23 protein-coding genes and 1 tRNA gene are annotated in these 23,422 nt (G+C 58.0%); 14 read left to right on the plus strand and 10 right to left on the minus strand.

Annotated features, from left to right (window positions below; translation table 11 throughout):
• Window positions 1–831 precede the first annotated feature (831 nt).
• The 5 genes from BOA8489_RS17300 (at window position 832) to BOA8489_RS17320 (ending at window position 7,428) form a co-directional block, all read left to right on the plus strand.
• Entirely contained in the window at window positions 832–2,460 is a 1,629-nt protein-coding gene (locus BOA8489_RS17300) for a peptide ABC transporter substrate-binding protein (protein ID WP_093975569.1), read from the plus strand.
• A 71-nt stretch (window positions 2,461–2,531) separates the two neighbouring features.
• Window positions 2,532–3,455: an oligopeptide ABC transporter permease OppB gene (oppB, locus tag BOA8489_RS17305; protein ID WP_093975570.1), complete on the plus strand. Its 924-nt coding sequence runs from the start codon at window positions 2,532–2,534 to the stop codon at window positions 3,453–3,455.
• An 11-nt stretch (window positions 3,456–3,466) separates the two neighbouring features.
• The gene (locus tag BOA8489_RS17310; protein ID WP_093975571.1) at window positions 3,467–4,393 is read left to right on the plus strand and encodes an ABC transporter permease; all 927 of its coding nucleotides are present in this window, start codon (window positions 3,467–3,469) and stop codon (window positions 4,391–4,393) included.
• A 2-nt stretch (window positions 4,394–4,395) separates the two neighbouring features.
• Complete coding sequence (locus BOA8489_RS17315) at window positions 4,396–6,201, plus strand: ABC transporter ATP-binding protein (RefSeq protein WP_093975572.1); 1,806 nt, start codon at window positions 4,396–4,398, stop codon at window positions 6,199–6,201.
• 252 nt (window positions 6,202–6,453) lie between these two features.
• Window positions 6,454–7,428, plus strand: a complete 975-nt coding sequence (locus tag BOA8489_RS17320) for a Gfo/Idh/MocA family protein (RefSeq protein ID WP_093975635.1) — start codon at window positions 6,454–6,456, stop codon at window positions 7,426–7,428.
• 374 nt (window positions 7,429–7,802) lie between these two features.
• Here the strand turns inward: BOA8489_RS17320 and BOA8489_RS17325 are convergent.
• The 4 genes from BOA8489_RS17325 to BOA8489_RS17340 all read right to left on the minus strand — a co-directional run bounded on the left by BOA8489_RS17325 (window position 7,803) and on the right by BOA8489_RS17340 (window position 11,511).
• A tRNA-Arg gene (locus BOA8489_RS17325) sits at window positions 7,803–7,879 on the minus strand.
• Window positions 7,880–7,927: 48 nt separating this feature from the next.
• Window positions 7,928–9,328, minus strand: a complete 1,401-nt coding sequence (locus tag BOA8489_RS17330; protein WP_093975573.1) for a sensor histidine kinase — start codon at window positions 9,326–9,328, stop codon at window positions 7,928–7,930.
• 23 nt (window positions 9,329–9,351) lie between these two features.
• Entirely contained in the window at window positions 9,352–10,770 is a 1,419-nt protein-coding gene (locus tag BOA8489_RS17335; protein WP_093975574.1) for a dihydrolipoyl dehydrogenase family protein, read from the minus strand.
• Window positions 10,771–10,773: 3 nt separating this feature from the next.
• A complete protein-coding gene (locus tag BOA8489_RS17340; protein ID WP_093975575.1) occupies window positions 10,774–11,511 on the minus strand; it encodes a TVP38/TMEM64 family protein in 738 nt (245 codons plus the stop codon).
• Between the two features lie 286 nt (window positions 11,512–11,797).
• Between BOA8489_RS17340 and rpmH the strand changes: the two genes are divergently transcribed.
• The 3 genes from rpmH (at window position 11,798) to yidD (ending at window position 12,583) form a co-directional block, all read left to right on the plus strand.
• Window positions 11,798–11,932: a 50S ribosomal protein L34 gene (gene rpmH, locus BOA8489_RS17345; RefSeq protein WP_093975576.1), complete on the plus strand. Its 135-nt coding sequence runs from the start codon at window positions 11,798–11,800 to the stop codon at window positions 11,930–11,932.
• A 79-nt stretch (window positions 11,933–12,011) separates the two neighbouring features.
• A complete protein-coding gene (rnpA, locus tag BOA8489_RS17350) occupies window positions 12,012–12,356 on the plus strand; it encodes a ribonuclease P protein component (protein WP_093975577.1) in 345 nt (114 codons plus the stop codon).
• On the plus strand, window positions 12,353–12,583 hold the full coding sequence (gene yidD / locus BOA8489_RS17355; protein WP_093975578.1) for a membrane protein insertion efficiency factor YidD: 231 nt from the start codon (window positions 12,353–12,355) through the stop codon (window positions 12,581–12,583). The genes rnpA and yidD overlap by 4 nt, the downstream gene beginning before the upstream one ends.
• Before the next feature lie 35 nt (window positions 12,584–12,618).
• On the opposite strand, the gene BOA8489_RS17360 is transcribed toward yidD, so the two are convergent.
• Window positions 12,619–13,053, minus strand: a complete 435-nt coding sequence (locus BOA8489_RS17360; RefSeq protein ID WP_245813949.1) for a helix-turn-helix transcriptional regulator — start codon at window positions 13,051–13,053, stop codon at window positions 12,619–12,621.
• Window positions 13,054–13,284: 231 nt separating this feature from the next.
• On the minus strand, window positions 13,285–13,827 hold the full coding sequence (locus tag BOA8489_RS17365; protein ID WP_370807327.1) for a lytic transglycosylase domain-containing protein: 543 nt from the start codon (window positions 13,825–13,827) through the stop codon (window positions 13,285–13,287).
• A gap of 163 nt (window positions 13,828–13,990) precedes the next feature.
• On the opposite strand from BOA8489_RS17365, the gene ssb reads away from it, so the two are divergent.
• On the plus strand, window positions 13,991–14,479 hold the full coding sequence (gene ssb, locus BOA8489_RS17370) for a single-stranded DNA-binding protein (RefSeq protein ID WP_093975579.1): 489 nt from the start codon (window positions 13,991–13,993) through the stop codon (window positions 14,477–14,479).
• A gap of 73 nt (window positions 14,480–14,552) precedes the next feature.
• On the opposite strand, the gene aroB is transcribed toward ssb, so the two are convergent.
• Entirely contained in the window at window positions 14,553–15,671 is a 1,119-nt protein-coding gene (gene aroB / locus BOA8489_RS17375) for a 3-dehydroquinate synthase (protein WP_093975580.1), read from the minus strand.
• A complete protein-coding gene (locus tag BOA8489_RS17380) occupies window positions 15,668–16,216 on the minus strand; it encodes a shikimate kinase (protein WP_093975581.1) in 549 nt (182 codons plus the stop codon). The genes aroB and BOA8489_RS17380 overlap by 4 nt, the downstream gene beginning before the upstream one ends.
• A 143-nt stretch (window positions 16,217–16,359) precedes the next feature.
• Between BOA8489_RS17380 and BOA8489_RS20965 the strand changes: the two genes are divergently transcribed.
• Genes BOA8489_RS20965 through BOA8489_RS17395 form a run of 3 tightly spaced genes read left to right on the plus strand, consistent with a single transcriptional unit; the run spans window position 16,360 to window position 18,945 of the window.
• Window positions 16,360–16,494, plus strand: coding sequence for a hypothetical protein (locus tag BOA8489_RS20965; protein WP_093975582.1), 135 nt, complete (start codon window positions 16,360–16,362; stop codon window positions 16,492–16,494).
• Window positions 16,475–18,022 (plus strand): hypothetical protein, encoded by a 1,548-nt coding sequence (locus BOA8489_RS17390; protein WP_093975583.1) that lies wholly within the window; start codon window positions 16,475–16,477, stop codon window positions 18,020–18,022. The genes BOA8489_RS20965 and BOA8489_RS17390 overlap by 20 nt, the downstream gene beginning before the upstream one ends.
• Window positions 18,019–18,945 (plus strand): site-specific tyrosine recombinase XerD, encoded by a 927-nt coding sequence (locus tag BOA8489_RS17395; protein ID WP_093975584.1) that lies wholly within the window; start codon window positions 18,019–18,021, stop codon window positions 18,943–18,945. The genes BOA8489_RS17390 and BOA8489_RS17395 overlap by 4 nt, the downstream gene beginning before the upstream one ends.
• Here the strand turns inward: BOA8489_RS17395 and BOA8489_RS17400 are convergent.
• Window positions 18,942–19,727, minus strand: coding sequence for a metallophosphoesterase family protein (locus BOA8489_RS17400; protein ID WP_093975637.1), 786 nt, complete (start codon window positions 19,725–19,727; stop codon window positions 18,942–18,944). The genes BOA8489_RS17395 and BOA8489_RS17400 overlap by 4 nt on opposite strands.
• A gap of 82 nt (window positions 19,728–19,809) precedes the next feature.
• Between BOA8489_RS17400 and BOA8489_RS17405 the strand changes: the two genes are divergently transcribed.
• Entirely contained in the window at window positions 19,810–21,120 is a 1,311-nt protein-coding gene (locus tag BOA8489_RS17405; RefSeq protein ID WP_093975585.1) for an HlyC/CorC family transporter, read from the plus strand.
• Here BOA8489_RS17405 and BOA8489_RS17410 read toward each other — a convergent pair whose 3' ends face one another.
• Window positions 21,121–21,663, minus strand: a complete 543-nt coding sequence (locus BOA8489_RS17410; RefSeq protein ID WP_093975586.1) for a DUF3833 domain-containing protein — start codon at window positions 21,661–21,663, stop codon at window positions 21,121–21,123.
• A 199-nt stretch (window positions 21,664–21,862) separates the two neighbouring features.
• Here BOA8489_RS17410 and BOA8489_RS17415 point away from each other — a divergent pair, with 199 nt between their 5' ends.
• Window positions 21,863–23,422 (plus strand): GGDEF domain-containing phosphodiesterase, encoded by a 1,560-nt coding sequence (locus BOA8489_RS17415; protein WP_176440355.1) that lies wholly within the window; start codon window positions 21,863–21,865, stop codon window positions 23,420–23,422.

Below are 23,422 nucleotides of genomic sequence, written 5' to 3' on the forward strand. Positions count from 1 at the left end.
AATTTGTCCTTTGGCGGGTTCGGGCACATCAATATCTGTTAAACGCAGCACTTCGGGGCCGCCATAACTGTCATAGATAACAGCCCTCATGGTCTACTCCCTATTCCCAACTCCAGAATTACCCGCGGCTGGGTAATCTCCCTTGTTGAACGGCCATTGCCATTGCTGATTGGGCCTCGAAGTTAACCGAGGCCAAGATTGGCATCAATCGAACAGTACATGCCGTTTGGGTCCGCTCTGTGCGCATAGCGGCCATTGATGAATGCTGCAGCGAATGACCGCTCAGAGCCCAAAGCGGACCAGGCGGCGATGCCGGTGTCTGGTGGGCATCATCGCGAAGCATCGTGCAGCATCGGTTACTATGGACGGAAAGCAGACATTCGCTGCGGCGAATGCCGTTGGGGGTCTTGGGTTGCGGGCTTGTCATACAAACAATTTCCCGTTCGGGCTCGGGTCGCAAGAGCCGCTTCTGGCAGGCTGGTTGGAGGCGGAGAAATTCGAGCGGTAGCTTGCGAACTTCTTTCTGGCAGGTGTCGAGTTGATACAGGTGATGGCGAGCGCAAGTGGGTATCGTCACCTACTGAAATTCATTGCAGATGATTTGAACACGCGGAAGAACGACACCGCTGGACTTTTTGGGCAAGCGCTTTTCTGGCGTTGGCAGACAGCAGATTCTTTGGGTTTTTGTAGGATTTCTTTCATCAATCTCACGCTGTTTCCATGGGTGCATTGGTCTGCATGACGCGTGGTCAGAACGAGTTTGATTTACTGGACTCTTGCGCTGGGCGGGCGCAGTCTCTGTCTTATCAAGAAACAACAGGGAGCCTTTCCATGAAACATATTAGAAATTCCGCCCTCGCGACTTTGGTCGCTACCACCATGCTTGCGTCGCCAGTTCTGGCGGCGGGTACACACCCGACGACCGGGGAACCGCTGGCGGATGACCAAACCTTCACCTATCGCGTGCTGGACGAACACAGCTCCGTTGATCCGCAGGTTGTAGAAGATGTCACCGGCGCCGAAGTCGTGCGCGATCTTTTCGAAGGCCTTATGAACCAGGACGAAGAAGGCAACCTTGTGCCGGGTGTCGCAACCGGGTTCACGACGAATGACGACAAAACTGTGTATACATTCACTTTGCGTGACAACGCCAAGTGGTCGAACGGTGATCCGGTGGTTGCGGGCGATTTCGTCTACGCTTGGCAGCGCGCTGTCGATCCTGAATTGTCCTCGCCTTACGCTTGGTACATGGAGATCACGTCGATCGAAAATGCTGCCAAGATTATCGCAGGCGACGCACCGATCACTGATCTTGGCGTGAAAGCAATCGACGACCGAACTTTGGAAATCAGACTGTCAGCACCGTTGCCATATTTTGCGACGATGACGACGCATTCGACATTGTTCCCCGCGCCGCGTTCGGTAATTGAGGCGCATGGCGCTGACTGGACCAAGCCCGAGAATATCGTGTCAAACGGTGCTTATGTCCTGACCGAACATCTGCCCAACGAGCGGTCCGTTCGCGAGCGCAATCCTATGTATTGGGATAATGAGAACACGATCATCGATAAGGTCGTTGCCCTTGTGATCAACGACGAGAATGTCGCTTTGACGCGTTATATGGCGGGCGAGCTTGACCGGACTGAAGTGCCGGCAGGTCAGTTCCCGCGCCTGAAGGAAGAACATCCGGAAGAGGCGATCAGTTTCCCGCGTCTGTGCAACTATTATTACACGTTTAACCTTTCGAATGATGGCCCGGAGCAATTCAAGGACGTGCGCGTGCGCAAGGCCCTTGCGATGGCTGTGGATCGCAAGATCATCGTAGAGAACGTGCTGGCAGGTGGTCAGCCAGAAGCCTACAGCTTCACGCCCGCTGCGGTTGCCAACTTCGAGCCGCCAGCATCGGAAATGGCGTCGATGACGCAAGCCGAGCGTGATGCGAAAGCCAAGGAACTGCTGGCAGAAGCAGGCTATGGTCCCGACAATCCGCTCAAGTTCAGCATGATCTACAACACATCGGAATCTCATAAGAAAATCGCAGTGGCGATGAGCCAGATGTGGAAGCAGAAGCTGGGTGTTGAAGCCGAACTTGGCAACATGGAGTGGAAGGTTTTCCTTGAAACACGTGGCAACCAGGACTTTGAACTCGCGCGTGGTGCATGGTGTGGCGACTATAACGAGGCGTCCACGTTCCTCGATCTTCTGACGACGCCGTCAGGATACAACGACGGTAAGTTCTCTAGCGCGGAGATCGACAGTCTGATGACGCAAGCCCGAACCGCGAGCGAGACGTCGGACCTCTACACGCGTGTTGAGGCGATCATTGCGCAGGAACAGCCTGTGATTCCGATCTATCACTATGCCGGTGTCTATATGCTGGACAGCGATGTCGGGAACTGGCCTGTGAACAACGTCGAGCAGAACTGGTACTCGAAAAACCTCTACAAAATCGCTGAATAGACCAAGCGTTTGAACGGCTTCCCCCGTCGCACAGTTGTGTGGCGGGGGGCGGCTAACTCATTGGAAATTATATGCTTGGTTATTCGATCCGTCGCCTGTTGGCGGCCATTCCGACGCTGCTGTTGCTGATCGCGGCGTCCTTCGTCCTGATACAGGTTGCCCCCGGTGGCCCGTTCACATCCGAGCGGCCACTGCCGCCGCAAGTTCTTGCCAATATTGAGGCACGATATGGGCTGGATCAGCCGATGTGGAAGCAGTTTTGGGATTACCTATACAACATAGTGTTTCATTTTGATTTCGGACCATCCTTCAAGTTCAAGGACCGCGATGTGAATGACATCATCGCGCAAGGCTTTCCGATCTCGCTGACCTACGGGTTCTTATCGTTTCTAGCGGCAACTTCCGTTGGTGTGACCTTGGGTGTGGCGGCAGCGATCCGGCACAACACCTGGATCGATTATTTTGCTGTCTCATTGGGTATTGCCGCACAGGCGCTGCCGAACTTCATCATGGGACCAATCCTTATTTTGGTCTTCACACTCTATCTTGGCTGGTTGCCAGGCGGTGGCTGGAACGGGGGTGCATGGCCGTATCTGATCATGCCGGTGATCGCACTTTCGACCTCCTACATGGGGTCCATCGCAAGGATCACCCGGTCGTCGATGCTGGAGGTTTTGAACTCGAATTACATTCGCACGGCTCGGGCCAAGGGCATCCCGGAACGCCAGATCATCTGGAAGCACGCGATGAAGCCGACGCTGTTGCCGGTCGTGTCCTACCTAGGGCCGGTCTTCGTTTATGTGCTGACGGGGTCGGTGTTCGTGGACATCTATTTTTCGACTGGAGGTTTGGGACAAGCCTATGTCGGCTCGGCGTTGAGCCGGGATTATTCGGTGCTGTTGGGGGTCACGATCCTTTATGGCGGGCTGACTGTTCTGGTGAACCTTATCACGGACCTTGCTTATGCCTGGTTCGATCCGAAAATCCGGTATTGAGGGGCTGACATATGTTTGGAAGCTCTAAAAAGACGATAGAATTGGCGGAAGCAGTGAACGAGCAGGCTATCGTTGGCCGTTCGCTCTGGCGGGATGCCTATGACCGGTTCACAAGCAACAAGGCGGCGATGGTCTGTGTGGCGATCCTTGGGTGTATCGTGTTGTTCACGCTGGCAGGGCCTTTTTTCGCGGTCTGGGATAACGAAACGATCGACTGGACGGCGATGGGCGATGTGCGCGGACTTGGGGCGCCGTCCGTCGAGAGCGGGCATTTCTTCGGAGTCGATGATCTGGGGCGTGATCTTTACAGCCGCGTTATTCAGGCGACGACAACGTCACTTCTGGTAGGGCTTATCGGCGCGGCGATGGCCCTGATTGTGGGGACGCTTTACGGGATTGTCGCTGGCTATCTTGGGGGTCGGATCGACGGACTGATGATGCGTTTTGTCGATATCCTTCTGGCGATACCTTCGACACTGGTGATTATCCTGTTGCTGGTCGTCGCGGGGCGATCGTTCATCATGTTGTTCGTGGCATTGGGCGCGGTCAGTTGGCTGTCGATGGCACGGATTGTGAGGGGGCAGACGCTGACCTTGAAGAACCGTGATTTCATCGAAGCGGCGCGGGCAGCGGGCGTTGGCGAGTTCACAATCATGATACGCCATATTCTGCCGAACCTGCTTGGCGTCGTGATCGTCTATGCGTCGCTTTTGGTGCCAGAGATGATCTTGGCCGAGAGCTTTATCTCGTTCCTGGGGCTGGGCATTTCGGAACCCTACACGTCGCTCGGTGCCCTGATCGCCGAAGGGGCCGGGACGATGGCCTATGGCACACTGTGGCAGTTGCTTTTTCCGCTGTTTTTCTACGTCACGATCATCATCACCATGTTTTTCATAGGAGATGGTTTGCGTGATGCGCTTGACCCAAAGGATCGCTGACAATGGCCTTGTTTTCTGTTCGTGATCTGAATGTGTCTTTCACCACGCAGGACGGCATGATCGATGCGGTGAAGGGCGTTTCCTTTGATATTGAGGCGGGGGACTGCCTTGGGATTGTTGGCGAAAGTGGCTCGGGCAAAAGTCAGACGTTCATGGCCGCGATGGGGTTGATGCCGAAAAACGGGCTGGCTACAGGCTCGGTTCAATTGATGGGTCGCGAGATGCTGAATGTTTCGATTCCGGAGCTGAACAGTCTGCGTGGGCGTGACATTTCGATGATCTTTCAGGATCCGCTGACGGCGCTTACGCCGCATCTGAAGATCGTCAATCAGATGGAAGAAGTTCTGCGGTCTCATCAGGGATTGTCGGGGCGGGACGCCGAAAAGGTCGCTTTGGGTTGGCTGGACAAGGTGCAAATCCCCGAGGCGAAACGTCGGTTGGATCAGTACCCGCACGAGCTTTCGGGAGGCATGCGACAGCGCGTAATGATTGCCATGGCAATGCTTTGCAATCCGAAAGTGCTGATCGCAGATGAGCCGACCACGGCGCTTGATGTCACGGTGCAGGCCGAGATTCTGGACCTGATGGTGGGACTTCAAAAGGAAGAAGGCACGGCGATTGCCTTGATTACGCATGACATGGGCGTGGTGGCGCGAATGTGCCGCGATGTGCATGTCATGCGGCATGGAGAATTTGTTGAAAGCGGCTCGGTGGACGAGATTTTCTCGGCGCCGAAGAAGGACTACACCAAGTCCTTGCTGACGGCGATGCCACGTCTCGATTCGGACGACGCACCACACGCGGTTGCGGCGGACGCCGAGACGCTATTGAGCGTGGACGATGTGATGGTGCATTTCCCGATTAAGCAGGACCGCGGGTTGTTTAGTGGGACGGTACTGTTGAAGGCCGTGAATGGTGTCAGCTTTGATCTGCGCGCGGGCGAGACTTTGGGGGTCGTCGGTGAAAGCGGCTGCGGAAAGTCGACGCTTGCACGGGCGGTTTTGCAGCTCATACCCCCGACTGCCGGAGCGGTGACTTGGCTGGGACAGGACCTGGTCGGGTTGACGTCTCATGCATTGAAGTCGAGACGCAAGGACCTGCAGATTGTGTTTCAAGACCCCTTAGCGAGCCTTGATCCGCGGATGACAATCTCTGCCTCGATCGCAGAACCTTTGCGAACTTTCCGGCCAGAGTTGACGTTGGCTGAGCGCAAGATCGAAGTGGCTGAAATGATGGAGCGCGTGGGCTTGGACGCGCGCATGGTGAACCGCTATCCGCATGAATTGTCTGGGGGACAGAACCAGAGGGTTGGCATTGCGCGGGCAATGATCAATCGGCCAAAGCTGGTCATCTGCGATGAGGCTGTTTCGGCCCTCGATGTGTCGATACAGGCACAAATCCTGAGGCTTTTGAAAGGCTTGCAATACGATTTTGGAATGGCGATGATCTTTATCAGCCATGACTTATCGGTCGTGCGAGCCGTGTCGAACCGGATCATGGTTCTGTATCTGGGACGAGTGGTCGAAATGGCGGATCGCGATGTGCTATATGACGAGCCGCGCCACCCTTATACGAGATCTCTGATTTCGGCGGTGCCAATCCCGGACCCTCATCTTGAGCGCACACGGCAGCGGCTGCGTATCCCCGGAGAATTGCCTTCGCCTTTGGATCCGAAAGCAGCGTTGAGGTTTATTCCGTCGCGGCTGACGTCCGATTTGGCCTATCAGCCAAGTCTAAAGGAAGTTTCATCCGGGCATTTTGTCGAAGAGCACGATCCCCTGGAAACCTTGCTGGACCGGCCGGCTTAGGCCGAGAGCATGAGCGCGCGGGCAGCGGCAAAGTGTCGAGCAAGGGCAGTGTCGTAGCTATCGCTGAAACAGGCATATGTCCGCGTTAGACTGCCCAGTTTATATTGGCTATGCATCAGCGTCTCTATGCAGCGAACGTCTGGTTTGAGCTCAAAGCGGACTATTGTGCGCGCCGCAATATCGCTCGCAATGGGCGGTTGGCCATCGGCATTCAACCGAGCTAAGTTGGCGCCATTAGATCAGGGGATCATAATGACCAATCCAATTCGCTGGGGCGTCCTTGGGGCCTCGAACTTCGCAAAAGAACATATGGCTCCGGCAATCCACGCGGCTTCTGGTGCCAAGCTGGCGGCACTGGCGACGTCATCGCCTGACAAAGCCGCCGGTTTTCAAGCGTTTCAGCCGGACCTGAAGGTGCACAACAGCTATGAGGCTATGCTGGCTGATCCCGAGATTGACGCCGTTTATGTGCCTCTGCCAAACAATCTGCATGTTGAATGGACGCTGAAGGCACTGGATGCGGGTAAACATGTCCTGTGTGAGAAACCGTTGGCAATGCGTGCGGCAGATTTCGATGCGGTGATAGAGCGGCGCGATGCGACAGGGCTTTTGGCGGCTGAGGCATATATGATTGTGCATCATCCGCAATGGCGCCACGCCAAGGCACTTTACGAGGATGGTGCGATCGGACGGTTGGTGCTTGTTGATGGCGTCTTCAGTTATGACAATCGCTCCGATCCCGGAAATATCCGCAACAAGTCGGAAACCGGTGGAGGCAGCCTTCCCGATATCGGCGTCTATACATTCGGGTCGGCGCGGTTCGTCACCGGTGAAGAGCCGACTGCGGTTGAGGCGCATGTAAGGCGCGAGAACGGGGTTGATGTTTTTGCCCATGTTACCGCCGACTTCCCGTCCTTCCGCTATAGCTCAGTCACGTCAATGCGGATGTTTACGCGGCAATATATGGCGTTTCATGGCGAGAAGGGCGTGATCAGGCTGACATGCCCGTTCAACGCCAATGTTTTTGGCCAGGCCGAGCTGACTCTGGAGCGCGCCGGGATGGTTGTCGAGACGACGCGTTGGCCAGGGGAAAATCATTATGTTTTGCAGGTGGAGAATTTCGGGCGTTCAGTCCGATTAGGCGCGGATTATCCCTGCCCGTTAGAATTCAGCCGCGGAACACAGGAGATGATCGACATGGTCTGGGCTGCCGAGGGACTTGGGTGATCGCGTTGCCTTGCGGCAAAAGTCCTTTTCGTCCGCATCTCAGACCTTGATGCGTCGCGCAGCGAAGGTCCGCTTTACGGTCTTTAGCCGTATTCCAAGGTTCCTAACCCTCAGGGCCACAGCACCTTACCAACCGCCTTTCCAGCCAACCCCGGTGCCTTTGCCTGCAAGCCTTCCCCTCATGCTGGGCCTTGAATGGTTGGGGCGAAAGAAAATAAGACCGCAAAATGGCTAGGGCGTTGCTGGCTCAAACTCTTCTTTTGGATTCTTTGGCTGAAAGGGCATGGTTTTGTTACCCATATGTTACCCCCGCATACAATAAGACGGGTAACCAAACTGGAAACATTTCTATCATGTTGAAAATAGGGAGTAAGTGGCGCGCTGGGGAGGATTCGAACCCCCGACCCCTTGATTCGTAGTCAAGTACTCTATCCAACTGAGCTACCAGCGCACGGGACTGCCGTCTAAAGCCGGAAGCGCGGCTTTGCAAGAGACAATATCACCTCGCAGCCTGAACTTCCGTGACAATCGATTTGGGCAATTCGATCAGGAAGACCGTGCCGTCCTGATCGGATTTCACAAGCTTCAGGGATCCGCCATGTCCGCGGATCAATTCAGCGGCGATGGCCAGACCAAGCCCCGCGCCGCCCTTGCGTGCACCGCCCTGAAACGGCTTGAACAAATGCTCGCGTGCCTTCAACGGCAGACCGGGTCCGTTGTCGCGCACTTCGATCGTCCAGAACCGGTCACATTCTCCGCCAATCACCCGGATCACCCCACCACGCTTGGCCGTTTCGATGGCCTGACGCGCGTTGCGGATCAGGTTCGATAATACGCGATAGAGCTGTTCGGGATCAGCCCTGACGACCAGGCCCGCCGGGATCTCTTCTTCGAACTGAACGTCCTCCGATGCCGCAAGCCGTTCGCCCTCGACCGCATCGTTGACGACATCCGCAAGCGTCACCCGGTTCAGCGCGGGCGGAGGCTCTTCGGCCTTGCCAAACGCAAGCGTGCTCTCGCAGAGGTTTACCGCGCGGCCGATCGACCCCATCAGCTTTGGCACCATGCGCGTCACAACAGGATCTTCGCTTGATTCGATCCGGTCCGCAAAAAGCTGCGCCGTTGTGAGGATATTGCGCAGGTCGTGGCTGACCTTCGACACCGCGCTACCCAAGGACGCAAGACGTTCGCGTTGCCGCAACACATTCGTCAGTTCCGTTTGCATCGACTTCAAAGCGTGTTCGGCATCGCTCAGTTCGCGCACCGTAGCTGTCGGCTCGATGATGCGGCGCGCGTCTTCGGGCGCGGCAGCATAGCTTTTCATCGCCGTAACAACGCCTTCGATGGGTTTGACCAGCAATTGCCGAACGGCAAAAAACAAAAGCGTCGCCGTGAAGACCGAAATGACCGCCGACAAGATGAGGATCCGCAATCCATAGTCCAGCATTTCCGCCCGGAGGGGCCGGGTCGGCATCGTGATCTCAATCAACTGCCCCGCATCCCGCGTCGGGTTTCCTATCACGCGCACAACCTCGTCTGCCGGGTTCCACAGACGCTTCATGGCATCGATGATCAGCGTGCCCGCAGGCGCATCCCGCAAATCGTAGGTTGCAACAATCGGCGACGGTATCTCCGAAGCCAGCACCAGCTGCCGGACTTCATCACGACGCAGCACAACGTTGAAAACACCCGCGTTCTCAAGCAGCTCGTCTTCAAGGTCGGCGTCGATCATATCGTTGGCAAGCAGGGCAAGCGACGCGATTTGCGCCCGCTCCAGCCTGTCCATCATATAATCCTCGCGAAACCGCGCAATGGACGGCACGAAGATGAACACCTCCGCCAGCATCACGAAAAGAATCGTGAGAGCCAGAAACCGTCCGGATAGCGTGTTCAGGAACATGCGGCCTCGAAATTAAGGGGGCGTCAGGGCAGATACTTCTGCACAAAACCCACAACCCGTTTGACTGTAGGGTTATCAAAGAGTTTCGGCGAGAAATAGGCCCCCGCTGCACGCTTGTTGATTTCACCATAGGTCGGATAGGGCGCGACCATGGCGGCAACCGCGCTCATCTTGAGCCCGTTGGCAATCGCCAAAGCCCAGACACCGATCAATTCGCCCGCGTGCATGCCCACAATCGTGGCTCCAACAGGTTTGCCCTTGACCACCATAACTTTGATGAACCCGGTTTTCTTGCCTTCCGAGATGGCCCGGTCGTTTTCATTGTAATCAAACCGCGCAACAGTCACAGCGTGATTGCCATGCTCTTTGCGGGCGTCGGCTTCCGTCAGACCAACTTGCGCCAGTTCCGGATCGGTAAACGTCACCCACGGAATGTGATCCGTGCGCTGCTTTGACGGCAAACCAAACAGCATCGAGCGGATCACCACACCGGCGTGATAGCCAGCCACGTGAGTGAACTGCAGCCCGCCCGCCGCATCACCGACCGCATAGACCTTCTTGTTGGTCACCGACCGCAAATCGGCCCCCACCTTCACCGCCCGATCATGCGCGACGTTGGCTTTCTCAAGGTCCAGCTTGTCGATATTCACCTTACGGCCAACCGCCATCAATAGATGTGAACCAGAATAGGTGCCTTTCGGCGTTTTCACCGAAATCATGCCGTCGGCCTCGGAAATCTCCTCAGCTTGCGCCTCTTCGATGATCTCAACGCCTTCGCCGCGCAAACTATCAAGAACGACAGCCGCCGCTTCCGGGTCGTCCTTGCCCATGGCCCTTGCGCCTTCAATCACGGTGACCTTCGAGCCGAGCCGGATATGCGCCTGCGCCATTTCCATCCCAATTGGGCCACCACCGATGATAATCAGGTGGTCTGGCCGCTCGCGCAGGTCGAAAATGTTCTCGTTCGTGTAATAGGTGACGTTCCCCACACCCGGAATAGGCGGCACAAACGGCCCCGACCCGGTTGCAATGACGATCCGACGGGCCGTAATGACGGTGTCGCCAGCCTGAACCTCGGTCGGACTGATAAACCGGCCAAACTCGCGAATGACACGGACGCCAAAGCCTTCGAAGCGTTCCTGGCTGTCCACAGGTTCAATCGTCTCGATTACGCGGCGCACGTGGTCCTTTGCAGCCCCGTAGTTCACCTCGGGCATGACCGGCGACACACCATATTTCTCGCCCGTGCGCATCGCCTGCGCCTGTTTGCCAGCAGCCAGCAACGCCTTGGAGGGGACACACCCGTAGTTCAGACAATCCCCGCCCATCTTGTGACCTTCGAGGAGAACAACATCCGCGCCCATCTGTGACGCGCCTGCCGCAATACTCAGACCGCCCGAACCAGCCCCGATAATGAGGACGTCAGCTTTGATACGTTCCATGCCTCAGATGCCTTTCTTGCCGCGCACGGCCTTCAGAATGATGGGAAGGGTTGCAAGCGCACACAGTCCAAGGATCGGCAGCAGAATGTGCGGTTCGAAGATGATACCCAGATTCGGGGTTTCACCTCTGGCAAAAACTTCCCCCAGACCAGCGCCAACCGACGTGTAGACGACCGCACCCGGAATAATTCCGAGAAAAGTCGTAACGACGAAGCGGAATACCGGAACGCCGACCAGCGCGGGCACCAGATTGGCCACAAAGAACGGAACAGCCGGAACAAGGCGGATCAGGAACAAAGCCTCCCACTGGTTGTCGTCAATCGCCGTCTTGATCTTCTTTACCGCACCTTGAGACGAATCCATTTTGGCGCTCAGCTTTTCGCCCAGCCCCCATTGGGCCGCGAGAAAAATAATCGTCGCGCCAATCGTCGCGCCGGTGATGTTGAATAATGCCCCAGGAAAAGTCGCGAACAAAAAGCCACCCGTCAGCGTTGCGATCGTGGCCCCCGGCAGCGAAAACGCGACAATCACGACATAGGCCAGAATGAATGCCACAACCGTAAGCAAGTAGTTCGCATCCCTGAAGGCAATCAGCGCCTCGCGGTTTTGCACAAGTGCATCGAAGCTCAGATAATCGCGCAGCGTAAACGCCCCGATAGCGGCAACCAGCAGAATCCCGATAAGCGGCAATCTGCGCATAAAATCACTCTTTTCTCGAGGAGGGGCGGTCATATCGGACATTCCAGTGGCTTTCTGCTTGTGTCTGTTGTTGTGGCAGAAGATGTGGAGACGTGGACCAGATTGTCAGGGCGATCACGGCTGCTTGAAGACGGGTGAGGCTTTCGCACGTGTTTCACCCCCAAAGAGCCGTGACTGAAACATTTGCAACACGAATTCGGCCGGTTTGTTGCAATTCGGGGGCTTGCTGGCGTTGACTTGCCCGCGCGATCCACTTAGAGACCGGGCTTCGAAACACATCTGGCGCGAATCCGTTCGGGATTTGCCCCATTAGATCCGGAGATTAGCGATGAAGCGCACATTTCAACCGTCAAACCTGGTCCGCAAGCGGCGCCACGGTTTCCGCGCGCGGATGGCAACGAAAGCGGGCCGCAAGATTATCAACGCCCGTCGCGCCCGCGGCCGGAAGTCGCTGACCGCGTAAAGCCATTGCGACAGAACTTCGGTAGAGCCGCCGCGGGCAACCGCTGGCGGTTTTGTCGTTTCCGGGAGTAACCTGCCTCATGTCCCTGCCCGGCCTCACCATCCTGAACAAACGCGCCGACTTTTTGGCGGCAGCCCGCGCGCGTCGGGTCTCTAAGCCCGCCTTTACAGTGCAAATGCGCAATTCCGGTGCCTCGGACGATATCCGCGTCGGTTTCACCTGCTCCAAGAAAGTCGGAAACGCCGTCGCCCGCAACCGTGCCAAACGGCGCTTGCGGGAAGCGGCACGCCTGATCCTTGCCCCACAGGGCAAAGCCGGGTTTGACTATGTTCTGATCGGCCGCCGCGACACGACGGCAACGCATCCGTTTGACAGGCTGTGCCATGATCTCGAAGCGGCGCTTGCTGAACTGCACGCAACATGAGCCCCTTCGCCCGCATCTTCGCCCTTCCCGTTCAGGCCTATCGCCTGATATTTAGCCCATGGGTCGGCTTCAACTGCCGCTATCACCCGACCTGCTCGGCCTACGCCCTGGAAGCACTGGAAAAGCATGGTGCGCTAAAAGGCATGTACCTGACGGTCAAACGCATCGGACGCTGCCACCCGTGGGGTGGAACCGGCATCGACAACGTGCCACCCAAAGACCCCTAACCACGCAACTAGGCTTGTGTGACGAGGATGCTTTCCTACTCTGACCAAAGCGCATGAAGCACGGCGGCCTGATCTCGGAAATCCTCCTCCAGCACATCACATCCCGTCGCCGGATCGTCCAGCGGCGCACCCCAAGGCGATACGTGCAATCGCGGGTCTTCCGCCTGCAAAACATAGATCTTCTGAATGATCCGTGACGCGGCACGCTTCAGCGAGCCATCCCCCGTGCGCCTCAGCATCATCAACCCCACGCGCAGCGCCTCAATCTCTTCAAGGTCGAAATACAAAGGCGGCAGAACATAGCCCCGCCGCATCACATAGCCGACCGCCGCCTCGCCCTCGGTCGGGATACGCTTCGCCTGCAATGCAGCGACATCGCGATCTATCGTGCGCTTGGACACTTCCAAAGTCTCGGCCAGTGCTTCAGTCGATATCGGCCCCCGCGCAGCGTGCAAAATGGATGACTTCAAACATGCGCGTGATGCGGGGCACCGGACCAGTCCTCCTTCGACCTGTTGATGACACTCTAGCAGACCCTGCTGACACAGGTCTGTCAGCGAGGATCTGGTCAGGTCCTTCAAACAACCGGAGACCACCTATGACCTACTACGATCATGCCGTCGCAATGGCATTTCGCCTCGGTCGGTGGGCCGAGCCACCTGCTCCGGAACGTGCGCGGCGCACCACCTTGTGGCAACGTCTCACTCGCCGAGGATTATTTTGACATAGTCGCGTGTTTCCGAATACGGCGGGACATCGCCGTATTGCTCGACCGCGCCCGGTCCGGCGTTGTAGGCCGCCAAAGCCAGACGCCATGACCGAAACCGCGCGTATTGCTGCGCAAGATAGCGCGCGCCCCCTTCGAGGTTTTCGCTGGGATCGTCCGGGTCAACTTTCAGCAATCGCGCCGTCTCAGGCATCAACTGAGCAAGTCCACGCGCGCCCTTGGGCGATACCGCACGAATATTCCAGCGCGACTCCTGATCCACGAGGCGCAAAAAGATGTTCTCAGGCACATTATAGCGCCGCGCCGCGCCGCGCGCTTCTTTCAACAGCGCCCCCCGATAAGTCCCGGTATACGCCGGAACGCTGACTGACTCGTCGGGGCGATAGCGTTCGGAGTGTGAATACTGCTGGGCGGCCCGACCATCGAGAACCTGCAACTTGCGCTCGAACCGCGCCATTGCGTCAGAGACATCGCTTGCAACGGCGGGGCTCGCAACCGCGATGCAAAATACCGTCACTGTCCCCCAAAACCCGTGCAAACCAAGCCACTCCGAAAACCACCCACCGACTTTAATCGTTTTTTGCCGAATATCCAGCCTGACGGGACTTCACGCACTGTTAACCCTGAGAACCCATGTGTAACCTCGCGCAAGGTTTTTGAGATTCGTCGGGAGGCAAGACATGGCAGGATCAGTCAACAAGGTTATACTGGTGGGCAATCTGGGGCGAGACCCCGAAGTGCGCACGTTTCAGAACGGCGGCAAGGTCTGCAACCTGCGGATCGCAACGTCGGAGAACTGGAAAGACCGCAACACGGGCGAACGTAAAGAGCGCACCGAATGGCACTCGGTTGCCATCTTCAACGAAAACCTCGCGCGCCTTGCCGAGCAATATCTGCGCAAAGGCTCCAAGGTTTATATCGAAGGCAAGCTTGAAACCCGGAAATGGCAGGACCAATCCGGTCAGGACCGCTACTCGACCGAAGTTGTACTGCGCCCATATGCAGGCGAACTGACCTTCCTCGACACTCGCAGCGAGGGCGGCGGAGGGGGCGGCAGTTACGGCGATGACCGTGGCGGCGGCTACGATGACCGCTCCAGCTACGGAGGCGGTGGCTCAAGCCAGCCGGCACCGGCAGGCGGCGATCTGGATGACGAAATCCCGTTCTGATCCGAGCATTTGTTGAACGAAGTCGGCGCTTCTATGGCGCCAACACCGGTTATGGCGGGATCGTCCGGCGACGCTAGCAGTCGCGCAGCGCATCCTGCAAAACCCCGTGAACGATATCCCGGGGTATGTCGCTGGTCACAAACGCCTCGCCGATGCCGCGCACCATGATATAGCGTAGCGCGCCATCCACGACCTTCTTGTCCTGCCCCATCAAATGCAGCAGCCCGTCTGCGTCCGGCAAATCACCAGCGATATCGCGCAAATCGGTCTTCATTCCCATCGCCTTCAGATGAGCACGCACCCGACTTGGGTCCTCTTGCGAACAAAGTCCCGCCCGCGCGGAAACCTCGAACGCCAAGGCGCAGCCGATCGCCACTCCCTCTCCGTGCAAAAGCCGGTCCGAATACCCTGTCGCCGCCTCCAGCGCATGACAAAATGTGTGCCCAAGGTTCAACAAGGCGCGGTCGCCCTGCTCGGTCTCGTCGCGCTCGACGATATCGGCCTTCATCTGCACCGACACCCGCACCGCCTCTGCGCGTAAGTCAGCGTCGCCCTTGGCCATGGAGTGAGCGTTCTTTTCAAGCCACTGAAAGAAATCAGCATTCCCCAAAAGCCCGTATTTGACGACTTCCCCATAGCCCGCCAGAAAATCGCGCGCCGTCAGCGTCTCAAGCAAATCAACGTCCGCCAGGACCAGCGAAGGTTGATGGAACGCGCCGACAAGGTTCTTGCCATGGGACGTGTTGATCCCGGTCTTTCCGCCAACCGAACTGTCCACCTGCGCCAAAAGCGACGTCGGAACCTGTACGAACCGCAAACCCCGTCGCGTAATGGCCGACGCGAACCCGACAAGATCTCCGATCACACCGCCACCCAGCGCCACAACCACATCGCGCCGCTCAAACCGCTCTTCCAGCAACCACTCGACAGTGCGGGAAAGGTTCTCCCAGTTCTTCGTGCCCTCGCCCGGTGGCAGAGACAGAGCGGACATCGTGATCCCAGCCGCCTCAAGCCCCGCCTTCAATCCCGCCAGATGCAACGCGCCGACGCGATCCTCTGTCACTACTGCCACATGTTTGCGCTGCAAAAGCGGTGCAATTTCGGCACCCGCCCGGCTTAACAGATCTGTGCCGATGCGCACGTCATAGGCACGGTCTCCCAACGGGACATGGACGGTGTGGCTGGTGGTCATCGGATTTCCCTAAGAACGTCGGGGCGGCCCAGAAGGGCCTCGATCACTTTGTCGGTCATTTGCTCGATCGAATAATCCTCGCGGGCGTCGACCGCCAGTTCCGCCTTGGCGTATTCAGGCTCGCGCGTGGCACAAAGGGTCGCCAGCGTGGCGCGAGGATCATCTGTCATCAAAAGAGGCCGCGTGGTCTTGTGGCGCACGCGGCTCCACAACAACTCGATATCGGCCCGTAACCAGACCGCAACGCCACGCTTCGCGATGGCCTCTCGGTTTGCGGCCCTCAAGAACGCGCCCCCGCCTGTCGACAAGACGCCAACCTCGGTTTCCAGAAGACGCGCAATGACCTGCGCCTCCTTCTGCCGGAAAAACGCCTCGTCATAGGCCTCAAAAATCTCCGCGATGGTCATGTTCGCCGCGGCTTCGATCTCGGCGTCACTGTCGAGAAACGGCACACCAAGCCTGCGCGCCAAAGCCGTGCCAATCGCGGATTTTCCCGACCCCATCATGCCCACAAGGGCAACTGTTTTTTTAAGTTGGAATGGCAAAACGGCAGCGTCCCGCTTATCTTTTCAGTTCATTGGTCTGAATGGCGTGATCTTGCCGAAAAGACCAGTTATAAATGGAACATGAGAACCGTGAACAAGCGGCAGGGGGCCCGCCAAGGGTCAGAGGCAAAAGGGTAATTTGGATGCTCCGTTTATTGAAGCTCCTGTTCGTCCTGGTGGTGCTGATCGCCGTGACGGTCATTGGATATGCATATCTGGGCGATTTACGACCCGATCAACAGGATGTGAGCGAACCAGTTGAGCTGGACACGAACTAGACTGGCGGCGCTCATTCTGGCGCTGGCAACCGAACCACTAGCCGCGCAAGCGGCGCAAAGTGGCGCGGGCGAACCGCTATCGGCCATCGACTGGCTGTCGGACTCGGTTTCCGTGCCTTCGCCTGTTATTCCTCCACCGCCGGTTGCCCCGCCCGCCGCGCCTGTGCCCCCCGTTACGGTCCTGCCACTTGGCGCGCCGGTCGCGGATGATGCGGGCCTCTTTCCTGCCAGCGATATCGGCCTTGAAACCGACCTTTGGGGCGGCAGCTCCGCCAAAGACCTGGCGCGCGCCTTTCTTGCTGTCCCCGAAATTTCCACGCCAACCTTGCGCGCTTATTTCGCGTCGCTCGCGCTGGCGCAACTCGACTCGCCCATCGATGCCGCCGTCGACAACAGCCTCTTTCTTGCGCGGCTCGACACTCTGCTGTCCCTTGCCAGACTCACCGAAGCCGAAGCTCTGATCGAAGCAGCCGGCCCGCCCGAACCGCAATACTTCCGCCGCACCTTCGACATCGCTCTCTTGAAAAGCACTGAAAACGCGGCATGCGAGATCATCGCAACCAACCCCGACATCTCGCCCACTTTTCCTGCGCGTATTTTCTGCCTCGCGCGCAACGGCGAATGGGATGTCGCCGCCTTGACCCTTGGCACCGCCGAGGCGCTGGGAATACTCTCGGAAACCGAAGACCAGCTTCTCCTGCACTTCCTCGACCCCGAACTCTTCGAGGACGAGGAACTATTGCCGCGTCCGCAATCGCTTTCACCCCTGCTGTTCCGCCTTTACGAGGCCATCGGCGAACGTCCCTCAACGGACACCTTGCCCATTGCTTTTGCCGTAGCCGATCTGTCGGAAACCGTCGGATGGAGAGTGCGGATTCGTGCAGCCGAGCGTTTGACCGCAGCCGGCGCCCTGCCACCCGAAGACCTTCTGGGGATCATATCAAACCGCCGCCCGTCCGCCTCTGGCGGTATCTGGAGCCGCGTGGCCGCGATCCAGTCCTTGCGCGCCGCTCTTTCGAATCGCAACAGCGCACAGATCAGCCGAGCCCTGCCCGCGGCATGGGATGCCGCAGTATCGGCTGGCTATCACGCCGCACTCGCGCCTTGGATCGCAAAGCGTTTGCAGGGCATTTCGCTGGAGAGGCAGGCCCATCACACCGCCTTCGAGGTGGCACTGTTCAGCAACGACATCGACATGGCGCGCCGGTATGCAGGATCTTCGCAGGACGACCAGACGCTGCTCGCCATTCTGACGGATACCCCCTTTGAAATGCGCAACGCTACGCCCCTCACCGTCGCGGTGCGGCGCAGCCTGTCCGGCCTGCCGCCCAGCGAAAGCTATCGAATGCTGCTGCGCTCCAACCGTTCCGGCGAAGCCCTGTTGAAAGCCATCGGAGTGCTTGCCGAAGGTGCCGACGCCGACCCGGCGGCGGTCTCCGATGCGATTTCGCTTTTGAAAACGCTGGGACTTGACGACTTGTCACGACGCGTTGCCGCCGAACTTCTGTTGGAAAACAGTCAGATATGAGCGACGCGCGCCAGATCGCCACCTTTCTCGAAGCGCAGGCCGCCGAACTTGATGCCGCCGTGAATACGCGGCTCGCCTATGCGCGCGATCTTAAAGACTTTTCGGAATGGTGTGCTCGAAAGAGCGTCGCGTTGATGCGGGTCAGCCAGACGGATATCGAAAGTTACCTCGTAGATCTCCAAGCCTCTGGCCTTGCCCAGTCGACCCGTGCGCGCCGCCTATCGGCTATCCGCCAGCTTTACCGCTTCGCATTCGAAGAAGGCTGGCGCACCGACAACCCCGCCCAGCGCATCTCGGGGCCGAAACGCGCGAAGCTGCTGCCCAAAACACTCACACAAACCCAGGTCGAAGCCCTGCTGGACGCCGCGCGCGACCATGGTCGCGCCAGCGACAGGCCCCGCAACACCTGCCTCATGGAACTGCTCTATGCGACAGGAATGCGGGTCAGCGAACTTGTCTCGCTTCCGGTCGCCGCGGCGCGTGGGAACCCGCAAATGCTTCTCGTGCGCGGCAAGGGCGGCAAGGAACGCATGGTACCCCTTTCCCCGCCAGCGCGCGAAGCCCTGATCGCATGGCTCGCCAAGTGGGACGAAACCGAAGATGCCGCGCGACTTGCCAAAGGCACCCAGCCTTCAAAATTCCTGTTTCCCTCGCGAAGCAAGACAGGTCACCTTACCCGCCACCGGTTCTATCTGATGATCAAGGAATTCGCTGTTGCCGCCGGCGTGCCTGCTGCAATCGTCACGCCGCACACCCTTCGCCACGCCTTCGCGACCCACCTCCTGGCGAACGGCGCAGATCTGCGGGCAATTCAGACGCTCCTCGGCCATGCTGACGTCGGCACCACCGAGATATACACGCATGTCCTGGAAGAGCGCCTGCGGGATCTCGTCCTGCAACACCACCCCATGGCGCAGGACTAGCGCCTCAGCGCATCCGGCAAAACGTCCTCACTAGGCCAATTCCCGGTCTCAAGGGCGATCTCATACCCCTGCACCAACCCCGCCGCTTCCATCGCGGCTACCGCCGCCTCGACATCATAGGACAGACGTTCAAACGTCACATCGCCGTTCTCCAGCACCGCATAACGCGTTTCGGCGCGCCCATCGTGCGGCGGCATACCGACCGCACCGGCATTGATCCATTGGCGGCCATCGATCACCCGCTGAAACGCGATCCCTGAATGACCCGCAACAACTCCGTCCACAGCCCCGACAGCTTCTTCCAAAACCCTGATCTCATGAAGGAAATCCATCTCATCCGTCGATAGCCAGATGAACCTGCTTTTTGACGTCGCGCCGCCGTGAAGAACCGCATACCTGCGCCCCTGATGCATGAACAAACCGATATCCGGCAGGTTGTGCAGCCAGGTCACGACGTCCGGCGTCGCCGTTCTCAAAAGGAACGGCCACCACCCACGCGACAGGATACTGCACGTACTTCCGTCCTCGAAACCACAACCGCAGTCGTCGCTGCCTTCCGCGAGCTGGCGCTCACAATTTCCGGCAACCGACCAATAGCCCTCGGCACCAAACAGCGCCACCGTTTCATTCGGCTCGGCGCAATAGCCGACAATATCGCCGGTGCAGATCGCGTCACGACCACGAATCTCATCAGTCAGCGCCATGAGCGCCTGCTGGTTTGAATAAACACCGCCAAAAAGAACGACTGGGCCATCGAAATGGCCGAAATCCTGCACCTTCATTACCACATTTCCCGTGAATGTTCCCTTGAACGACTGGACCTGCAGGCCCATAACACATCATAGTTCGACTTTGATATGCCCCATGGACCCCTCCTCACACATGCTTGATGCCGCCTTCTGGATCACCGTCGGTTCGATCTTGGCGCTTCTGATTCTCTCGGGTTTCTTCTCCGGGTCGGAAACCGCTCTCACAGCCGCTTCGCGTGGCAAACTGAAATCACAGGCCGAAAAAGGCTCCAAGGGGGCCGAACGCGCGCTGCTTATCACTGAAGACAACGAGCGCCTGATCGGCGCGGTTCTTCTGGGCAACAACCTGGTCAACATTCTCGCGGCCTCGCTTGCGACGGCCCTGTTCACCCGTCTGTTCGGTGAAAGCGGCGTCGCGCTGGCGACCCTTGTAATGACGGCGCTGGTCCTGATCTTTGCGGAGGTCCTGCCCAAGACCTACGCGATTTCGAACGCCGAACGCGCGGCTGCAAGCGTCTCTGGCCCGATCCGGATCATCGTCATGGTGTTTTCCCCGGTGGTGAACTTCGTGCGCATGATCGTGCGCGGCGTGTTGCTCATCTTCGGTGTGCGCATCGACCCCGACAGCCGCATCATGTCGATGCGAGATGAAATCGCCGGCGCTTTGCAGCTAGGCCATTCCGAAGGCGTCGTCGAAAAGGAAGACCGGGACCGTATTCTGGGCGCTCTGGACCTTGCTGACCGCACGGTCGAAGAAATCATGCTCCACCGCAGTCAGATCGAAATGATCGACGCCGACCTGCCGCCCGCGCAGGTGCTTGAGCTGTGCCTCGCCTCAGCGCACACGCGACTGCCGGTGTTTCGTGGCGACCAAGAGAACATAATCGGCGTCATGCACGCCAAAGACCTGCTACGGGCAATGTACGCGCGGCGTGGTGAACAGCCCGAGGCTCAGGACCCGTTCGAGGGTTTCGACATTCTCGAAGTGGCGATGAAGCCTTACTTCGTGCCCGAAACCACGACGCTTGACGAACAAATGCGGCAGTTCCTGCGACGTTCGACGCATTTTGCGCTTGTCGTGGATGAATACGGCTCGCTTGAAGGTCTGATCACGCTCGAAGACATCCTTGAGGAAATCGTCGGAGAAATCACGGACGAGTTCGACATTGACGAAGATTCGCCTCTCCGCCGGACAGAAACCGGAGACGTCGTCGTAGACGGCGCCATGACGATTCGTGACCTGAATCGGGCCACCGACTGGAACCTGCCGGACGATGAAGCCAACACCATCGCCGGCCTCGTCATTCACGAAGCGCAGTCCATCCCATCCAAGGGTCAGACCTTTTCGTTCCACGGGTTCCGTTTTGATATCCTCGAACGACAGGACAACCGCATCACGCGGCTGAAAATCCGTCGGCTGATCTGATCAGCTTTCTTTTTCGAAGATGATGATAACGTCACCAATATCGACCCCGAAGCGTTTGACGTAAGCCCGGTTCAACAACCGATTATCGGACAATAGCCACATCCAGTCGTCAAAGGTCACTTTCACCGTCTCGACCGTGCCGTCGGCGGAAGGAACCGGCAAATCAATCGTGTACCGCCAGTTAAACGTGTCGCCGCGCTCGATACCGGTTGCAATCCCCTCGACGCCGGGCGCGGTACCTTGCCAACTGTCGTCACCGGTTTTCAACAGCGTCCAGACCCGCTGTTCCGTCGCCCCATCCTCATAGAGGAAGTCCTCGACAAGCGTTAAAGTCTGCCCGTCGAATGTGCCGGTGATCTCGACGTCAAAACGCCGCCGCACCGTACCGAAGACGTCCTGAAACTGCCCGCGCGCAACGCTGGTTCCAACAAAGAAATCCTCAAGGTCCAGCTTGCGCTCACTCAGCAAAGCGTCGTCGGAATTCGGCTTTCCAGTGCAGGCAGCCAGTCCCAGCAGGACCATGGCAATAATATAGCGTTTCATATTTGTCTCCTTCACTGCTTATACGCTTTTCAGGACCGTCTGGATGACCAGACCCCACAATGCCACCGGCCAGGAGCGCCCCCAAAGGGCCTGTGATCTGTGTTCGGTCCAGCAAAAAGCGCCGGATCTCCGCGCATTAACCGGTTGTATATTTTGCGGTGTTAGTCAGTCCCCCAATCTACCAATACAGGAGATCGGTGTGAGCGGCGCCACGTATAAAGGCAGCAGGCAACAAGCCCGCAGACTGGTGGGATGGATCACTGCAGGCTATCGTCCGATTGCCTTCATTCCTCTGCTCCTGGCTGCCACCCATTGGGCGGCCGGCGAACAAACGATGATCGCCGTCGCCGCCGTCTTGCCCGCAGCGGCAGTCCTTCTGTCGCTTTTCCCCGAGCGGCGTTTCACCTCACAATCCGTGTTTGCCGCGCCCTTTCCTATTGAGGCCGCAGAAGCATGGCTTCAGGGCCAGTTCTCGGTGGAAGGGCGTGAACTAAGGCAAATCGCCGTTATGGCGATCAAGTTTGACAGCCTCGACCTGCTTGAGGAACGGCTCGGTTTTCCAATGGACGACACTATTGTTGAGGAATTCTCTAATCGTCTTGGCAAAATCCTGCGGCAGGGTGACCTCATTGCACGCGGCAAGAAGTCGGATATCCTTGTTTGTCTTGGCGGAATGCAGGCCCCTGAAAGCGAAAACCTGCTGCATTTGTCACGGCGCATTCAGACCTGTCTAGACGAACCCATCACGAAGGGGGCCGTTCGGGTCTACTGCTCGGTGACTGTGGGTATCGCGCGCGCCAGCCAGATCGAAAACCTTACGCCTTCGGCACTCATTCGGGCTGCGGATTGCGCTAATCGCTCGGCGATCCAAGACGGCCCCGGTGTCGTGCGGATCTATAAAACCGGTTACGGAAAGGTCCCAAGCAACGACAACGTCCTCTTGGGCGAGGTCGCGGCCGCGCTTGAAAACGGCCAGATCATTGCGTGGTATCAGCCTCAGGTGTCCACACACACGGGCGAAATCACCGGTTTCGAAGCGCTCGCCCGTTGGGAACATCCGACGCGCGGGCTCATTTCTCCGGCGTCGTTTCTCGGTCTGATTGATCGTCTCGGACTGTCACAGCGCCTGTCCGAAGTTGTCTTGACCCATGCACTCAGCACACTGCGAACCTGCGACCGGGCTGGCTTTGGCATTCCCTCGGTTTCGGTGAACTACTGCAGCGACGAGTTGAGAAATCCCCGGCTGGCGGAATTCCTTCGTTGGGAACTGGATCGTTTCGAACTCACCGCAGACCGGTTGACGATCGAGGTTCTCGAAAACGTCATTGCGGAATCTCAGGATGACATCATTTCTCAAAACCTCCGGGCAATCTCCGAAATGGGTTGTCACATCGACCTCGACGATTTCGGCACCAGCTATACCAGCATCATGAACATCCGGAAGTTCTCGGTGTCGCGGCTCAAGATTGACCGGCAATTGATTTCGCGGGTGGATTCGGACGCTGAACAACGCAAGCTTGTTTCGGCGCTTCTGGCTATGGCCGAGCAGTTGGATATCGAAACACTCGCTGAAGGCGTGGAAACACCCGCCGAACATTCCATGCTTGCGCAACTGGGGTGCGACCATATTCAGGGCTTCAATCTGGCCAGACCAATGCCACGTGGCGACAGCCTCACCTGGATCGCAGACTACCGCTCGGGCTTTCCGACACAGGCGCAGGTCGGCAAAAAGCCCGCCGGAAACAATGAAGTCACCTGA

Origin of the sequence: Boseongicola aestuarii, from assembly GCF_900184815.1 — a bacterium.
Taxonomy (GTDB): domain Bacteria; phylum Pseudomonadota; class Alphaproteobacteria; order Rhodobacterales; family Rhodobacteraceae; genus Boseongicola; species Boseongicola aestuarii.

What these genes read in the sequence shown, in the direction of transcription:
- BOA8489_RS17395 (WP_093975584.1), top strand. Translation starts at nt 18,019, where the DNA reads ATGAGCGACGCGCGCCAGATCGCCACCTTTCTCGAAGCGCAGGCCGCC.
- BOA8489_RS17340 (WP_093975575.1), bottom strand. Translation starts at nt 11,511, where the DNA reads ATGTCCGATATGACCGCCCCTCCTCGAGAAAAGAGTGATTTTATGCGC.
- BOA8489_RS20965 (WP_093975582.1), top strand. Translation starts at nt 16,360, where the DNA reads ATGCTCCGTTTATTGAAGCTCCTGTTCGTCCTGGTGGTGCTGATCGCC.
- oppB (WP_093975570.1), top strand. Translation starts at nt 2,532, where the DNA reads ATGCTTGGTTATTCGATCCGTCGCCTGTTGGCGGCCATTCCGACGCTG.
- BOA8489_RS17405 (WP_093975585.1), top strand. Translation starts at nt 19,810, where the DNA reads ATGGACCCCTCCTCACACATGCTTGATGCCGCCTTCTGGATCACCGTC.
- ssb (WP_093975579.1), top strand. Translation starts at nt 13,991, where the DNA reads ATGGCAGGATCAGTCAACAAGGTTATACTGGTGGGCAATCTGGGGCGA.
- yidD (WP_093975578.1), top strand. Translation starts at nt 12,353, where the DNA reads ATGAGCCCCTTCGCCCGCATCTTCGCCCTTCCCGTTCAGGCCTATCGC.
- BOA8489_RS17330 (WP_093975573.1), bottom strand. Translation starts at nt 9,328, where the DNA reads ATGTTCCTGAACACGCTATCCGGACGGTTTCTGGCTCTCACGATTCTT.
- BOA8489_RS17300 (WP_093975569.1), top strand. Translation starts at nt 832, where the DNA reads ATGAAACATATTAGAAATTCCGCCCTCGCGACTTTGGTCGCTACCACC.
- aroB (WP_093975580.1), bottom strand. Translation starts at nt 15,671, where the DNA reads ATGACCACCAGCCACACCGTCCATGTCCCGTTGGGAGACCGTGCCTAT.
- BOA8489_RS17315 (WP_093975572.1), top strand. Translation starts at nt 4,396, where the DNA reads ATGGCCTTGTTTTCTGTTCGTGATCTGAATGTGTCTTTCACCACGCAG.
- rnpA (WP_093975577.1), top strand. Translation starts at nt 12,012, where the DNA reads ATGTCCCTGCCCGGCCTCACCATCCTGAACAAACGCGCCGACTTTTTG.
- BOA8489_RS17410 (WP_093975586.1), bottom strand. Translation starts at nt 21,663, where the DNA reads ATGAAACGCTATATTATTGCCATGGTCCTGCTGGGACTGGCTGCCTGC.
- BOA8489_RS17320 (WP_093975635.1), top strand. Translation starts at nt 6,454, where the DNA reads ATGACCAATCCAATTCGCTGGGGCGTCCTTGGGGCCTCGAACTTCGCA.
- BOA8489_RS17400 (WP_093975637.1), bottom strand. Translation starts at nt 19,727, where the DNA reads ATGAAGGTGCAGGATTTCGGCCATTTCGATGGCCCAGTCGTTCTTTTT.
- rpmH (WP_093975576.1), top strand. Translation starts at nt 11,798, where the DNA reads ATGAAGCGCACATTTCAACCGTCAAACCTGGTCCGCAAGCGGCGCCAC.
- BOA8489_RS17310 (WP_093975571.1), top strand. Translation starts at nt 3,467, where the DNA reads ATGTTTGGAAGCTCTAAAAAGACGATAGAATTGGCGGAAGCAGTGAAC.
- BOA8489_RS17335 (WP_093975574.1), bottom strand. Translation starts at nt 10,770, where the DNA reads ATGGAACGTATCAAAGCTGACGTCCTCATTATCGGGGCTGGTTCGGGC.